Consider the following 14,114-nt stretch of genomic DNA (forward strand, 5'->3'; position numbering starts at 1 on the left):
GGGGGTTCTCCTTACAGGGCGAGTTCGCTGTTTAAAACCAGTGCCAGCAGAGCCTGGCGCGCATAGATGCCGTTACCCGCCTGCTGGAAATACCAGGCATACGGGGTTTTATCGACATCGGTGGTGATCTCGTCGATGCGTGGCAGCGGGTGCAGCACCTTCATGTTGTCGCGCGCTGTGCTGAGGTCGGCAGCGCGCAGAATGAACTGTGCTTTAACGTTGGCATATTCGGACGGGTCGAGCCGCTCTTTCTGCACCCGGGTCATGTAGAGGATATCGAGCTGCGGCATCACCTCTTCAAAACTGTCGTGCCGTGACCAGGCGATGTTCTTCTCATCCAGCATGTCGGTGATATAGGCCGGCATCGCCAGCGCATCGGGTGCGATGAAAAAGAAACGGTTGCCATCAAATTTCGCCAGCGCCTGTGTCAGGGAGTGCACGGTACGGCCATACTTCAGGTCGCCGACCATCGCCACATTCAGCTGATTAAGACGGCTCTGCGTCTCCTGAATGGTGAAGAGATCGAGCAGCGTCTGGGTCGGATGCTGGTTTGCGCCGTCACCGGCATTAAGAATCGGGATGCCGCCGGAGAACTCGGTCGCCAGTCGCGCCGCGCCCTCCTGCGGATGACGCATCACGATCGCATCAACGTAGGTGCCGATGACAGAAATGGTGTCGGCCAGGGTTTCGCCTTTTTTGCCCAGCGAGGTATTACTGCCGTCCGCAAAGCCCACCGCTGACGCGCCCAGGCGATGGATTGCAGTTTCAAACGACAGGCGGGTACGGGTCGAGGCCTCAAAGAAGCAGCTGGCGATCACCTTGTGCTTCAGCAGTTCCGGCTGCGGACGGGCTTTCAACTTTGCGGCGGTGTCCAGTGCCAGTTCCAGCTCTTCACGACTGAGGTCGTTGATTGAAATAATGTGCTTGCGATATAGCGGGTTAGGCATAGCTCTCTCCTCTGCGCGGCCGGATTGCGGACAAAAAAAAGCCCCTGCTTAAGGGGCTTTTTTAAGATCGGGTCGATGACCGAAAGAAACAGCAGCGCCGCCTGCGGTCAGGCGTGATTGAGCGTCAAATTGTCCGCTGTGCTGTCGCATATTTCCTCCGGCAAATTGGGCCGCATTATACCCGTTCGCGGTGGGGCGGCAAGAGGAAAACGTTTGCGCCTCGGTAGCAGCTAAGCGCGCATGGGCCGTCAGACGGGTGACGCGCTCTTCACCAGCGGACGTGACTTAGCGTCCTCAGCCCGTCTGAACCCCGCCGGTCAGCGCTGGCCCAGCGTGGCGACCATCACCGCTTTAATGGTGTGCATCCGGTTCTCGGCCTGGTCAAACACAATGCTGTGCGGCGACTCAAATACCTCGTTGCTCACTTCCATGCCGTTGGGCAGATCGTACTGCTCTGCCATCTGCTGGCCCAGTGTGGTCTGGTCATCGTGGAAAGCGGGCAGGCAATGCAGGAATTTCACCAGCGGATTACCGGTCAGATCAAGCATCGCCCGGTTGACCTGATAGTCACGCAGCAGGGCAATACGCTCGGCCCAGACTTCTTTGGCTTCGCCCATCGACACCCAGACGTCGGTGTAGATAAAGTCAGCGCCTTTTACGCCATCAGCAATATCTTCGGTGAGGGTAATTTTGCCACCGGTCTGCTGCGCAGCGTCGCGGCACTGCGCCACCAGTTCGTCCTCTGGCCAGCAGCTCTTCGGTGCCACCAGACGCAGATCCAGACCGACCTGAGCGGCGGCTTCCAGCATGGTGTTACCCATGTTGTTGCGTGCATCGCCCACATAAACCAGTGTCATCTCGCTGAGCTTTTTGCCCGGCAGATGCTCCTGCATGGTCAGCAGGTCAGCCAGCAACTGGGTTGGATGAAACTCGGTGGTCAGACCGTTCCACACCGGCACACCGGCGTGTTCTGCCAGCGTCTCCACCAGCTCCTGACCGTAACCGCGATACTGAATGCCATCGTACATGCGGCCCAGCACCCGCGCGGTGTCGCGCATTGACTCTTTATGGCCGATCTGACTGCCACTCGGGCCGAGATAAGTGACATTTGCACCCTGATCGTAAGCGGCAACTTCGAAAGAGCATCGGGTACGGGTCGAGTCTTTTTCGAAGATGAGCGCGATGTTTTTACCTTTCAGATACTGCACTTCGCTGGCGTTTTTTTTCGCCTGTTTTAATTCAGCAGACAGGGAGAGCAGGTGATCGATTTCGGCGGGGGTAAAATCCAGAAGCCTGAGGAAATGGCGCTGATACAGTTGACTCATACAACACTCCGGTAATCATTAAAATGAATTAAAATTCAATTTAACCGTATGAATATTCATTTTCAAGTCTGGAGCTAATAAACTTTTCGTTTTGTGTAGTGGCGCGACAGGCAGTGTGGGAAAATAATTGATTATTGCCGAACTCAGAGAGGACATTGTCATGGCATATGAAGCATTACTGGAAGAGCAGCAGGAAGAGACACGGCAGATTATCGAAGAGCTGCTGGAGGATGGCAGCGATCCTGATGCGCTCTATACCATCGAGCATCATCTCTCATGCAATAATTTTGATTCACTGGAAAAAGCCGCGGTTGATGCATTCAAGCTGGGTTATGAAGTGACCGAGCCGGAAGAGCTGGAGCTGGAAGATGGCACCACCGTGATGTGCGTCGACATCATCAGCGAATCTGCGCTGAAGCCTGAACTGATTGATGTGCAGGTTGAGCAGCTGGTGAACCTGATTGGTAAGTACAACGTCGACTACGACGGCTGGGGCACCTATTTCGAAGACCCTGATGCCGAAGATGAAGACGAAGATGACGACGCCATCGAAGATGAAGATGATGATGGTATTCGCCACTAAGTAGCCGGGGCGGAGCGTTCTCCGCCTGTCACTTCTGCCACCCCTTTTGACATCATGAATTACGCACCCTTACTTGAACCGATCTATCAGTTTCTGCACTGCCGCACGCCACAGGCCTGGATTGACGAGGCGCGCAAGCCGGAAAACCTGACCCTGCTGTTAACCGACCATCTGGTGTGCGAACTAAAAGCCGCCCAGACCGCGGTGTGGCTGATCCGCAAATATGTCGCCGACAAACCCAGCGGTGACGCCATTCTGGCGTGGCTGAAGCCCTATGAAGATTTTATCTTCCGCGAAGATGGCGACAGCGACTTTATCAACGCCCATAAGAACCTGACAAAAAGCGTTATTGTGCGCAATGCGCTGCCGTGGGCGGATGAGCTGGTGGAGAAGATGGTGCTGCTGATTAAAGAGGAGCTGCATCACTTCTATCAGGTGTGGGAAATTATGCAGTCGCGTGGGCTGGTCTATCAGAAGATTACGTCCAGCCGCTATGCCAAATCGCTGCTGCGCGAAGTGACCACCCATGAGCCGGAAACGCTGGTGGATAAGCTGATTTGTGGCGCTTACATTGAGGCGCGATCCTGCGAGCGTTTCGCCAGCCTGGCACCGTATCTTGATGATGAACTGGCGAAGTTCTATATTTCGCTGCTGCGCTCCGAAGCGCGGCATTATCAGGACTATTTAATGTTGGCGGCACAGATTGCCGGTAAAGATATCGCGCCGCGGGTTCAGGCGATTGGCGTGACAGAAGGGCGGTTAATCAGCGAACCCGACAACGAATTACGTTTTCACAGTGGCGTACCGGCATGGTAAGCCATGCCTGATGACACCCTCTCAGGGTGTCACCTTATTTTCTCCATTTTTCCCGTTGTTCTTTTTAATACTTTATTATTTTCACTTGCTCAGCCTTGCCTGAAATAAATGTTCGGGTAACGTATTAATTTAATAACTCCGGCTTTGTCGGGCGTTTTTCTGTGCCATGCCTCACATAAAGTATTTTTCCCGCTGACTTCCGCGCTATAAATAAATATATTCCAGATAGTGAATCGGGATTGTTATTCTTAAAAGCAAAACCCGGCGCGTGACCTTTTTACCAGAAGGTTATACGTCGGGTTTTTTATTGCACACTGAACGGTGTTTTTATCTTTTTTGTATCACTTTTAATAAATGTCGCAGGGAGGGCGTCAATCATGAAGGAGAAGGTCTTATTTCCGTTATTGACTTCGCTAATATTAATGGCGTTCCAGGCAAAGGCTGATTTCTGCGAAGCGTCTGCCTCTTTCATCCGGAATAGCCTCTGCCAGGAGGCTGAGCTTGATCTGAAACTACATAACCACTGGAAATACCTTAAGGAGAACGAAGCACAACCTGTGGCGGTTCATAATGCCTGGGGACAGGCACTGGCGCTGGACTTTCACTCTGGGTATTTATGGGACCGGATTGGGTTTGATACAACCTACACCCGGGCTGTCAGGCTGGGTGCCAGTGACTACTTTTCCACGCGCGGGCTGCTTTATGATAGCGGCGGCAACATGAAAAAAGAGGATGCCCACGGCTTCAGTAAATTTGGCCAGCGTTATCTGAAGCTGAAGCTGGGTGATCGCGCGCTGGCGCTGAAGGCAAAGGCCGGATGGCAGGAGCTAAAAAATATCGGCGTGCTGACTTCAACCGATCGGTTATCACGAAACAGCTACGCGGGCTACAGTGGGGCGCTGAACTGGCGAAATACGCAACTCGATGTGGGGGTTTTCCACAAAACCCTACGCCATGACTCGGCTAAAACGCTCAACCTGCAAACACAGTCCGGCCGCAAAGTTGATGCTATTTATACGGGTGCGCTGAGCTATAAAGATGAACAAAGCGCGCTGGTCTACGCTTTTGGGGAAGCCAAAGATTACCAGCGTCGCCATGTGATTGAGGCCGCTTATACCCTCTCACCACGCTGGCATTTTTCCTCGCAGATTTATGGCAGTCAGGGGCTGGAAAATTATAAGAATATGCCTGCCAGCAAACGAAGTTTTGATAAACACGCCTGGCACTACGTGGGTGAAGCGAAGTGGACACAGGATGCCTGGACCCAGAGGTTTGCTGTCGCCTGGACCTCAGCCCCTAAAAAAAATGCGGTAGGGTATTATGTCCGGCCTTTAACAAAAAACAGCCGTGGACGTTTCAGCTCACTGACCTCTGCCGGTAAAGACTATACGCGTGATAAAGAGCTGGCGCTGGTTTCATTAAGTCAGTATCAGATCTCACGCGGCATAAAAAGCGGAATACAGCTCAACTATGGTCAGTTTCATTATCGCAATAATCTGGTGCGAACCGGTGAGGTAGCATTAATTAATCGGTTCAGTAACTGGCATCCCTCTTTTAAAGATCTCACCCTCTCAACCCTGTTTGGCTATGGCTGGTCCTATAAAAACAGTAAAGAGACACCCCGACTAAATGCCCGCGGGCACTTTATGCGCTCTGATAACCTCTCAGCTGAGATTGTTATTGAATATAAGTTTAATATTTTTTAATCAGGAGGAAAATATGAATATTTTAATTAAAATTCTATTTGTGACCGTGGCGATAGCCTCCGGTTTTTCCGGCGGGGCCTGGGGAGCCGACGTTATGCTCTATGTCACCCGGCATGGCAAGACGATGTTTAATACAGTTCATCGTGCACAGGGGTGGGCTGATACACCGCTGACGGTCTCCGGTGCAGCGGTAGCAGAGCAACTGGGGCGAGGGCTGCAACCTTTAACGTTCGTCGCGGCCTGGTCAAGCGATTCGGGCAGGGCGAGAGAAACCGCCCAACTCGCGATGAAGGCCTGGAAGAAGGTGCCGGTGCTTAACGAGGATAAGCGGTTGCGGGAAGTCTGTTTTGGGCTTTATGAAGGCGACCTGGATAAGAACATGATTACTGCTGCGGCGCTTAAGGCGGGCTATGCATCGGATGCGGCGTTACTGGATGCGTTCAGCACAGGTAAGATTCATATGAATGGCATTATAGACGCGATCCACCAAGCGGAAGCATCAGGTACGCCATCGCTTGCAGGCATCAACTCTACCGGGCAGGCCGAAACCTATGAGCAGGTTGCTAAGCGCATGCTTGAGGGTATCACCGCGATCGCAAAACAGGCTCAGCAGCAGGGCGGCGGCAACGTTCTGGTCGTCAGTCATGGAATGGCAATCTCAACACTGCTGCAGGCGCTGGGTGATACCTCATTACATGCGCAACTCAGTAATGCCAGCGTTACGTTGCTGCGCTACACCGACAGCGGAAAGTTCGCCATTGAGGCCGTCAATGATATGCGTTACGTCGAACGTGGCCTATAGCGCTTTCAGCATCCGCACTTCGCAGTCGACATGGCCGGTGCAGCCCATCGCGCTATCGATATGCTCAAAGCCCAGCGACTCATAGAGTTTAATCGCCCGCGTCAGGCTGGCGGTGGTTTCCAGATAGCAGCGACGGAAGCCGTGGCTGCGTGCATATTCTATCGCCCTCAGCGCCAGCTCGCGCGCCAGGCCCTGACCGCGCATCTCTGGCAGAAAGTACATCTTTTGCAGTTCGCAGATATCGGGCGCGCTGCAGGCCAGAGGTGCAACCCCGCCGCCGCCGACCACTTTGCCCTGATACTCCACAATCCAGTAGGCACTCTGTTCGGCACTGTAGAGCTCAAACAGCTGGTCGAGCTGCGGATCGGAGACGGTGTAGCCCTTGTCAGCCGTCAGGCCGAACTCCGCAGAAACATCACGGATCACCTGGGCAATATGCGGATTATCGGCGGCCGTAATTGGCCGCACCTGGAGGTCAAAACGCGGGATGGTACTGGTCGTCATCATCTCTTCCGGATTTGTACGAGGTCAATAAAAAAGCCGGGCAAGCCCGGCTTTATGAATAAGCTGTCAGCTAAGACGCTTACAATGCCGCAATGACCGCCTGCTGTTCAATCAGTTTTGCTTTGGATTGTTGCAGGTCTGCCACGCGTTCGCGCTCTTTCGCAACGACCGCTTCCGGCGCGCGTGACACAAAGCCTTCGTTTGCCAGCTTGGTCTCAATCTTCTCGATCTCGACATCCAGCTTTACCAGCTCTTTCGCCAGACGCTCCAGCTCGGCGGTTTTATCCACCAGATCCGCCATCGGGATCAGCAGCTCTGCGCCTTCAACCAGTTTGGTCACCGACACCGGGCCTTTCTCGCCCGCAGGCAGAATGGTCAGGCTTTCCAGACGCGCCAGGCGCGACAGGAAGTTGCGGTTAGCCTCAACGCGACGCAGTGCCGCAGGTGAGCAGTCACGCAGCAGCACATCCAGCGGCTTGCTCAGCGCGATGTTCATCTCGGCACGGATATTACGCACCGCGACGATCGCCTGCTTCATCCATTCGATGTCCGCTTTCGCTTCGGCATCTTCTTTCGCCGCATCGTACTGCGGGAAAGGCTGCAGCATAATGGTGTCGTCGCTGATATTTTTCAGCCCCTTCACGCGCTGCCAGATGGTTTCAGTGATAAACGGAATGATCGGATGCGCCAGACGCAGCAGCGCTTCCAGCACGTGAACCAGCGTATGGCGGGTGCCACGCAGTTCAGCTTCACTGCCGCTGTTCATCACCGGCTTGGTCAGCTCCAGATACCAGTCGCAGAACTGGTTCCAGGTGAAGTCATACAGCAGGTTAGCCGCGATGTCGAAACGGTAGCTATCCAGCGCTTCACGGTATGCTTTCACCGTGTTGTTGAACTCGGTCAGGATCCAGCGATCCGCCAGCGACAGCGTCATCTCGCCGCCATTCTGTCCGCAATCCTGGTCTTCGGTGTTCATCAGTACGAAGCGGCTGGCGTTCCACAGCTTGTTACAGAAGTTGCGATACCCTTCCAGGCGCTTCATGTCCCAGTTGATGTCGCGACCGGTTGAGGCCAGCGCCGCCAGAGTGAAACGCAGCGCATCGGTGCCTGATGGCTCAATGCCGTCCGGGAACTGCTTCTCGGTACGTTTGCGGATCTTCTCCGCCAGCTGTGGCTGCATCATGTTGCCGGTGCGTTTTTCCAGCAGCGCTTCCAGCGAAATGCCGTCGACCATATCCAGCGGGTCAATCACGTTACCCTTGGATTTCGACATCTTCTGACCTTCTTCATCGCGGATAAGACCGGTCATGTAGACGGTTTTGAACGGCACCTGCGGTTTGCCGTTTTCATCTTTGATGAAGTGCATGGTCAGCATGATCATGCGGGCAATCCAGAAGAAGATGATGTCGAAGCCGCTGACCAGCACGCTGGTCGGATGGAAGGTGCGCAGCGCTTCGGTGTTTTCCGGCCAGCCCAGGGTGGAGAAGGTCCACAGACCTGAGGAGAACCAGGTATCCAGCACGTCATCATCCTGACGCAGCGCCACATCGGCGGCCAGGTTGTTCTCGGCGCGAACTTCATCTTCGGTACGGCCAACGTAGACGTTACCATTGTTGTCATACCACGCCGGGATGCGGTGACCCCACCAGAGCTGACGGGAAATACACCAGTCCTGAATATCACGCATCCAGGAGAAGTACATGTTTTCGTACTGCTTCGGCACGAACTGGATGTCGCCATTCTCAACGGCTTCAACGGCGACTTTTGCCAGCGGCGCGGTACGCACATACCACTGGTCGGTCAGCATCGGCTCGATCACCACGCCACCACGATCGCCGTAAGGAACGGTCAGATCGTGCGGCTTGATCTCTTCAAGCAGGCCCAGTTCATCGACAGCGGCAACGATGGCTTTACGCGCGGCAAAGCGTTCCATGTTCTGGAAAGCGGCCGGGATCTCATCGGAACAGGCATCGCTGGCTTCGCCGTTGGTGTCATACACCTGAGCGCGGTCGCGGATATCACCGTCGAAGGTCAGGATGTTGATCATCGGCAGCTTATGACGACGACCCACTTCGTAGTCGTTGAAGTCATGCGCCGGGGTGATCTTGACGCAGCCTGTGCCTTTTTCCATGTCAGCGTGTTCGTCGCCAACGATTGGGATCAGACGGCCAACCAGCGGTAGCAGCACAAATTTGCCGATCAGATCTTTGTAACGGGGATCTTCCGGGTTAACGGCCACGCCGGTATCGCCCAGCAGGGTTTCCGGACGGGTGGTGGCAACGACCAGGTAATCTTTACCGTCGGCGGTTTTTGCGCCATCAGCCAGCGGATAGCGGATATGCCACATCGAGCCTTTGCTCTCGCGGTTTTCCACTTCCAGATCGGAGATCGCGGTGCGCAGCTTAGGATCCCAGTTCACCAGGCGTTTGCCACGGTAGATCAGGTTCTCTTTGTAGAGGCGAACAAACACCTCTTTCACGGCGTTGGAAAGGCCATCGTCCATGGTGAAGCGCTCGCGCTCCCAGTCGACGGAGTTACCCAGGCGGCGCATCTGGCGGGTAATGGTGCCGCCGGATTCCGCTTTCCACTGCCAGATTTTCTCGATGAACGCATCGCGGCCATAGTCCTGGCGCGTCTTGCCCTCTTCAGCCGCAATTTTGCGCTCAACCACCATCTGCGTGGCGATGCCCGCGTGGTCAGTACCGGCCTGCCACAGGGTATTTTTCCCCTGCATGCGCTGGTAACGGATCATGGTGTCCATGATGGTTTGCTGGAAGGCGTGACCCATGTGCAAGCTACCGGTGACGTTCGGCGGCGGGATCATGATGCAAAAGCTTTCCTGGCTGGTATCGCCATTCGGTTTGAAGTAGCCCTGCTTTTCCCAATGCTCGTAAAGCGGCTGCTCGATATCTTGCGGGTTATATGTCTTTTCCATTTCTGCTATGTCGTTTGCGGCTGTGGTGGCGCTGCCGTATTCAATTGGAATCCAACGCTGCGATACGCTTTATAGCGGTCGCGCGCCAGTTGTTTGAGAGCGTCCTCGTAAGGAACGAAGTCTATCACTTCATGGAAAGCAGTAGCAAAATCTGCGAAGTGGGGCAGCAGGCTAATCAGCAGGTCGCGCTGTGAACTGCCGCGACGCTGTGGCCAGGCCAGCTCGACCGGCGCACCGTAGCGCGGGCCTTCACCCGCCAGGTTGTGCGGCACGAAGGCGTTTGCCGGTCGTTGCCACAGCGCTTCGTCGAGACGAATGGCTTGCTGTTCATCTTCGCAGGCGATCAACACCCGCTTTCCGGCCCGCCAGCGTGTTTCCGCCAGATTGCACACCAGCGCTTCAACGGCACTCAGGCCATCGCTCGTTGCATCGGTTTCCAGCACGTAGAAGGTTGCGTTTTTCATCGGTTAGCTCATCAGAAGATCAGGGGCGGATTCAGATCCGCCCCTGCTGTCAGAAAAGAGGGCGGTTAGTCGTCGCCGTTCAATCCTGCCCGATTCAACAGAAACTGCGACAGCATCGGCACCGGACGTCCGGTCGCGCCTTTGGCCTTGCCGGAACGCCAGGCGGTACCGGCGATATCCAGGTGCGCCCAGTTATATTTGCGGGCAAAGCGTGCCAGGAAGCAGGCGGCGGTAATCGCGCCACCTGGACGGCCACCGATGTTGCCCATATCGGCAAAGTTGGACTCCAGCTGCTCCTGGAACTCATCCGCCATCGGCAGACGCCAGGCGCGATCGCCCGACTGTTCCGAGGCGCTGATGAGCTCATGCGCCAGCGGATTGTGGTTCGACAGCAGGCCGCTGATGTGATGACCCAGCGCAATCACACAGGCTCCGGTCAGCGTTGCCACGTCAATCACCACTTCCGGGTCGAAGCGTTCCACGTAGGTCAGCGCATCGCACAGCACCAGACGGCCTTCGGCGTCGGTGTTCAGTACTTCAACCGTCTGGCCCGACATGGTGGTCAGCACGTCGCCCGGACGCATCGAGCGGCCATCCGGCATGTTTTCACAGCCCGCCAGCACGCCCACTACGTTCAGCGGCAGATTCAGCTCGGCCACCATCCGCATCACGCCATAGACGGCAGCCGCGCCGCACATGTCATATTTCATTTCGTCCATGCTGTCGGCAGGCTTGATAGAGATGCCGCCGGAGTCAAAGGTCAGTCCTTTGCCCACCAGCACAATCGGACGCGCTTCAGCATCCGGATTGCCTTTGTATTCAATCACCGACATCAGCGATTCGTTCTGCGAACCGGCACCGACGGCGAGATAGGCGTTCATGCCCAGCTCTTTCATCTGCTGTTCGCCGATCACGCGGGTTGTCACGTTTTTGCTGAAGGCATCGGCCAGCTGGCGCGCCTGCGACGCCAGATAGGCAGCGTTACAGATGTTTGGCGGCATGTTGCCGAGATCTTTAGCGGCTTTCATGCCGGCAGCGACCGCTAATCCATGCTGGATAGCGCGTTCGCCGCTGGTGAGTTCACGGCGGGTCGGCACGTTAAACACCAGCTTGCGCAGCGGACGACGCGGCTCTGCTTTGTTACTTTTCAGCTGGTCGAAGTTATAGAGCGCCTCTTTTGAGGTCTCCACCGCCTGACGCACTTTCCAGTAAGTATTGCGGCCTTTGACATGCAGCTCGGTCAGGAAGCAGACCGCTTCCATGGAGCCGGTGTCGTTCAGCGTATTAATGGTTTTCTGAATGACCTGCTTGTACTGGCGTTCATCCAGCTCACGCTCTTTACCGCAGCCAATCAGCAGAATACGCTCGGACAGGATATTTGGCACATGATGCAGCAGCAGTGTCTGGCCCACTTTTCCTTCCAGCTCGCCGCGGCGCAGCAGGGCGCTGATGTAGCCGTCGCTGATTTTATCCAGCTGCTCGGCAATCGGTGACAGACGACGCGGTTCGAAAACGCCAACGACAATGCAGGCACTGCGCTGTTTTTCCGGGCTTCCGCTTTTTACACTGAACTCCATGCACTCTCCTGAATCTTAAAGACAACGGCCGCTGCTGCCGCTAGAATGTAGCGCGCTCATGACCCATTTATTCATCGTCGCAGCATGACATTCTGCCGCTGGAGGTCATAATGAATCAGGGTGACAAGATGTTGTTTTTTCACCACCCGGACGCGTTTTTCATACAAATTTAGCTACGGCGACGGCCATTGATGAAGAAAAATGGCTGATAAGCGTTGAAACTAGCGATTTTCCTGCAAAAAGACAAGTTTTCACAGGCGTACTAAGCGTGATCATCATTAGATATCTGGTTCGGGAAACGCTCAAAAGCCAGCTGGCTATCCTGTTTATCCTGCTACTCATCTTCTTTTGCCAGAAGTTAGTCAGGATCCTGGGAGCCGCGGTGGATGGCGAAGTGCCGACAAACCTCGTTCTGACCTTGTTAGGACTCGGTGTGCCTCAAATGGCACAACTTATACTGCCCTTAAGTCTGTTTCTGGCGATCCTGATGACGCTGGGGCGTCTCTACACGGAAAGTGAAATTACCGTGATGCACGCCTGCGGCCTGAGTAAGGCCGTGCTGGTAAAAGCGGCGATGGTACTGATGCTGTTTACCTCGGTGGTGGCAGCGGTGAACGTCATCTGGCTGGGGCCATGGTCATCCCGCTATCAGGATGAGGTGACGCAGAACGCCAAAGCAAACCCAGGTGCTGCGGCGATGGCTGCCGGACAGTTCCAGACCTCCAGCGACGGCAGCGCCGTGCTGTTTGTCGAGGATGTGAAGGGCAACAACTTTGGCAACGTATTCCTGGCGCAGTTACGGCCAAAAGGCAACGCGCGTCCTTCGGTGGTGCTGGCTGACAGCGGTCACATGGAGCAGCATAAAGATGGCTCGCAGGTGGTAACGCTGGATAAAGGCACCCGCTTTGAGGGCACCGCACTGCTGCGTGATTTCCGTATCACCGACTTCACTAACTATCAGGCCATCGTGGGCTATAAAGCGGCAACGCTCGATCCTAACGATGCCGAGCAGGCCAGCATGACCGACCTGTTCGCGAATAAGACACCGGATTTCCAGGCCGAGCTGCACTGGCGTCTGACGCTGGTGTTTGCGGTGCTGGTGATGGCACTGATGGTGGTGCCGCTCAGCGTGGTGAACCCGCGTCAGGGTCGCGTGCTGTCGATGCTGCCCGCCATGCTGCTCTATCTGATCTTCTTCCTGTTGCAGAGCTCGCTGAAGTCGAGCGGAGCGAAAGGGCGGCTCGATCCGGCGCTCTGGATGTGGGTGGTCAATATCAGCTATCTGGTGCTGGCGGTGTTGCTTAACCTGTGGGATACGGTGCCGATGCGTCGGATTCGCGCCCGCTTTACCCGCGGAGGGTCGGTCTGATGTTTCGCGTACTTGACCGCTATATCGGTAAAACCATCTTCAATACCATCATGCTGACGCTGTTCATGCTGGTGTCGCTTTCCGGCATCATCAAGTTCGTCGACCAGCTGCGTAAAACCGGCCAGGGCAGCTATAGCGCGCTGAGTGCCGGTTATTACACCCTGCTCAGCGTGCCGAAAGATATTGAGATTTTCTTCCCGATGGCGGCCTTGCTGGGTGCGCTACTGGGACTGGGCGCGCTGGCGCAGCGCAGTGAGCTGGTGGTAATGCAGGCGGCGGGCTTTACCCGCATGCAGGTGGCACTGTCCGTGATGAAAACGGCGATTCCGCTGGTGCTGCTGACCATGGCGATTGGTGAGTTTGTTGCGCCTTCGGGCGAGCAGATGGCGCGTAACTATCGGGCGCAGCAGCTTTATGGCGGCGCACTGGTCTCGACGCAGAATGGTCTGTGGGCGAAAGATGGTAATAACTTCATCTATATTGAGCGCATTAAAGGCGACAACGAAATTGATGGTGTGAGCATCTACAACTTTAACGATCAGCGTCGCCTGCAGAGCGTGCGTTACGCGGCCACGGCGACCTGGGATGCGGCTAAGAAGCGCTGGATGCTGTCACAGGTCGATGAGTCAAACCTGACCGATCCGAAGCAGATTACCGGTTCACAGAGTCTGAGTGGCGAATGGAAAACCAATCTGACGCCGGACAAACTGGGTGTGGTGGCGCTGGATCCGGACGCGTTGTCGATTCGCGGTCTGCATAGCTACAGCAAGTATCTGAAGCAGAGTGGCCAGGAAGCGGGACGTTATCAGCTGAATATGTGGAGCAAGATTTTCCAGCCGCTGTCGGTGGCGGTAATGATGCTGATGGCGCTGTCGTTTATCTTCGGTCCGCTGCGTAGCGTGTCGATGGGTGTGCGGGTCGTGACCGGTATCAGTTTTGGCTTCCTGTTCTACGTGCTGGACCAGATTTTTGGTCCGCTGAGCCTAGTCTACGGCTTGCCGCCGATTCTGGGGGCGATTCTGCCGAGCTTTGCGTTCTTCGCGATCAGCATGTTTATGTTGATTAAGCGGCGCTGACCGTCACCAC

13 protein-coding genes are annotated in these 14,114 nt (G+C 55.4%); 6 read left to right on the plus strand and 7 right to left on the minus strand.

Features of this window, described 5'->3' with window-relative positions:
• Positions 1-11: 11 nt before the first annotated feature.
• Together pyrB and argF are read right to left on the minus strand one after the other, a co-directional pair.
• A complete protein-coding gene (gene pyrB / locus FA92_RS00855) occupies positions 12-947 on the minus strand; it encodes an aspartate carbamoyltransferase (protein ID WP_033781687.1) in 936 nt (311 codons plus the stop codon).
• A gap of 317 nt (positions 948-1,264) precedes the next feature.
• The gene (gene argF, locus FA92_RS00860) at positions 1,265-2,272 is read right to left on the minus strand and encodes an ornithine carbamoyltransferase (protein WP_033781689.1); all 1,008 of its coding nucleotides are present in this window, start codon (positions 2,270-2,272) and stop codon (positions 1,265-1,267) included.
• A gap of 160 nt (positions 2,273-2,432) precedes the next feature.
• Between argF and rraB the strand changes: the two genes are divergently transcribed.
• Both rraB and miaE read left to right on the plus strand, forming a co-directional pair.
• Positions 2,433-2,855 (plus strand): ribonuclease E inhibitor RraB, encoded by a 423-nt coding sequence (gene rraB / locus FA92_RS00865; RefSeq protein ID WP_013359940.1) that lies wholly within the window; start codon positions 2,433-2,435, stop codon positions 2,853-2,855.
• A gap of 54 nt (positions 2,856-2,909) precedes the next feature.
• Positions 2,910-3,671 carry a tRNA isopentenyl-2-thiomethyl-A-37 hydroxylase MiaE gene (gene miaE / locus FA92_RS00870; RefSeq protein ID WP_033781691.1) on the plus strand — a complete coding sequence of 254 codons (762 nt, stop codon included), beginning with the start codon at positions 2,910-2,912 and terminating at the stop codon, positions 3,669-3,671.
• A gap of 304 nt (positions 3,672-3,975) precedes the next feature.
• Here the strand turns inward: miaE and FA92_RS23535 are convergent, their stop codons facing one another.
• Positions 3,976-4,143 carry a hypothetical protein gene (locus FA92_RS23535; RefSeq protein ID WP_239780508.1) on the minus strand — a complete coding sequence of 56 codons (168 nt, stop codon included), beginning with the start codon at positions 4,141-4,143 and terminating at the stop codon, positions 3,976-3,978.
• An 85-nt stretch (positions 4,144-4,228) separates the two neighbouring features.
• Here FA92_RS23535 and FA92_RS00875 point away from each other — a divergent pair, with 85 nt between their 5' ends.
• Both FA92_RS00875 and FA92_RS00880 read left to right on the plus strand, forming a co-directional pair.
• Entirely contained in the window at positions 4,229-5,377 is a 1,149-nt protein-coding gene (locus FA92_RS00875) for an OprD family porin (protein WP_239780509.1), read from the plus strand.
• Positions 5,378-5,390: 13 nt separating this feature from the next.
• Positions 5,391-6,179 carry a histidine phosphatase family protein gene (locus FA92_RS00880; protein ID WP_033781696.1) on the plus strand — a complete coding sequence of 263 codons (789 nt, stop codon included), beginning with the start codon at positions 5,391-5,393 and terminating at the stop codon, positions 6,177-6,179.
• Here the strand turns inward: FA92_RS00880 and FA92_RS00885 are convergent.
• From FA92_RS00885 to pepA, 4 genes are all read right to left on the minus strand, one after another.
• Complete coding sequence (locus FA92_RS00885) at positions 6,174-6,686, minus strand: GNAT family N-acetyltransferase (RefSeq protein WP_156105656.1); 513 nt, start codon at positions 6,684-6,686, stop codon at positions 6,174-6,176. The genes FA92_RS00880 and FA92_RS00885 overlap by 6 nt on opposite strands.
• 76 nt (positions 6,687-6,762) lie before the next feature.
• Positions 6,763-9,618: a valine--tRNA ligase gene (locus FA92_RS00890; protein ID WP_033781700.1), complete on the minus strand. Its 2,856-nt coding sequence runs from the start codon at positions 9,616-9,618 to the stop codon at positions 6,763-6,765.
• 5 nt (positions 9,619-9,623) lie between these two features.
• The gene (locus FA92_RS00895; RefSeq protein WP_008925453.1) at positions 9,624-10,082 is read right to left on the minus strand and encodes a DNA polymerase III subunit chi; all 459 of its coding nucleotides are present in this window, start codon (positions 10,080-10,082) and stop codon (positions 9,624-9,626) included.
• A 65-nt stretch (positions 10,083-10,147) separates the two neighbouring features.
• Positions 10,148-11,659 carry a leucyl aminopeptidase gene (pepA, locus tag FA92_RS00900; RefSeq protein WP_009092357.1) on the minus strand — a complete coding sequence of 504 codons (1,512 nt, stop codon included), beginning with the start codon at positions 11,657-11,659 and terminating at the stop codon, positions 10,148-10,150.
• Positions 11,660-11,927: 268 nt separating this feature from the next.
• Here pepA and lptF point away from each other — a divergent pair, with 268 nt between their 5' ends.
• On the plus strand, positions 11,928-13,028 hold the full coding sequence (gene lptF / locus FA92_RS00905) for an LPS export ABC transporter permease LptF (RefSeq protein ID WP_033731353.1): 1,101 nt from the start codon (positions 11,928-11,930) through the stop codon (positions 13,026-13,028).
• A complete protein-coding gene (lptG, locus tag FA92_RS00910) occupies positions 13,028-14,104 on the plus strand; it encodes an LPS export ABC transporter permease LptG (RefSeq protein ID WP_033781702.1) in 1,077 nt (358 codons plus the stop codon). The genes lptF and lptG overlap by 1 nt, the downstream gene beginning before the upstream one ends.
• Positions 14,105-14,114 lie beyond the last annotated feature (10 nt).

The organism is Pantoea sp. 9140 (genome assembly GCF_000745295.1).
Classification (GTDB): domain Bacteria; phylum Pseudomonadota; class Gammaproteobacteria; order Enterobacterales; family Enterobacteriaceae; genus Pantoea; species Pantoea vagans.

What these genes read in the sequence shown, in the direction of transcription:
- pyrB (WP_033781687.1), bottom strand. Translation starts at nt 947, where the DNA reads ATGCCTAACCCGCTATATCGCAAGCACATTATTTCAATCAACGACCTC.
- argF (WP_033781689.1), bottom strand. Translation starts at nt 2,272, where the DNA reads ATGAGTCAACTGTATCAGCGCCATTTCCTCAGGCTTCTGGATTTTACC.
- rraB (WP_013359940.1), top strand. Translation starts at nt 2,433, where the DNA reads ATGGCATATGAAGCATTACTGGAAGAGCAGCAGGAAGAGACACGGCAG.
- miaE (WP_033781691.1), top strand. Translation starts at nt 2,910, where the DNA reads ATGAATTACGCACCCTTACTTGAACCGATCTATCAGTTTCTGCACTGC.
- FA92_RS23535 (WP_239780508.1), bottom strand. Translation starts at nt 4,143, where the DNA reads ATGAAAGAGGCAGACGCTTCGCAGAAATCAGCCTTTGCCTGGAACGCC.
- FA92_RS00880 (WP_033781696.1), top strand. Translation starts at nt 5,391, where the DNA reads ATGAATATTTTAATTAAAATTCTATTTGTGACCGTGGCGATAGCCTCC.
- FA92_RS00885 (WP_156105656.1), bottom strand. Translation starts at nt 6,686, where the DNA reads ATGATGACGACCAGTACCATCCCGCGTTTTGACCTCCAGGTGCGGCCA.
- FA92_RS00890 (WP_033781700.1), bottom strand. Translation starts at nt 9,618, where the DNA reads ATGGAAAAGACATATAACCCGCAAGATATCGAGCAGCCGCTTTACGAG.
- FA92_RS00895 (WP_008925453.1), bottom strand. Translation starts at nt 10,082, where the DNA reads ATGAAAAACGCAACCTTCTACGTGCTGGAAACCGATGCAACGAGCGAT.
- pepA (WP_009092357.1), bottom strand. Translation starts at nt 11,659, where the DNA reads ATGGAGTTCAGTGTAAAAAGCGGAAGCCCGGAAAAACAGCGCAGTGCC.
- lptG (WP_033781702.1), top strand. Translation starts at nt 13,028, where the DNA reads ATGTTTCGCGTACTTGACCGCTATATCGGTAAAACCATCTTCAATACC.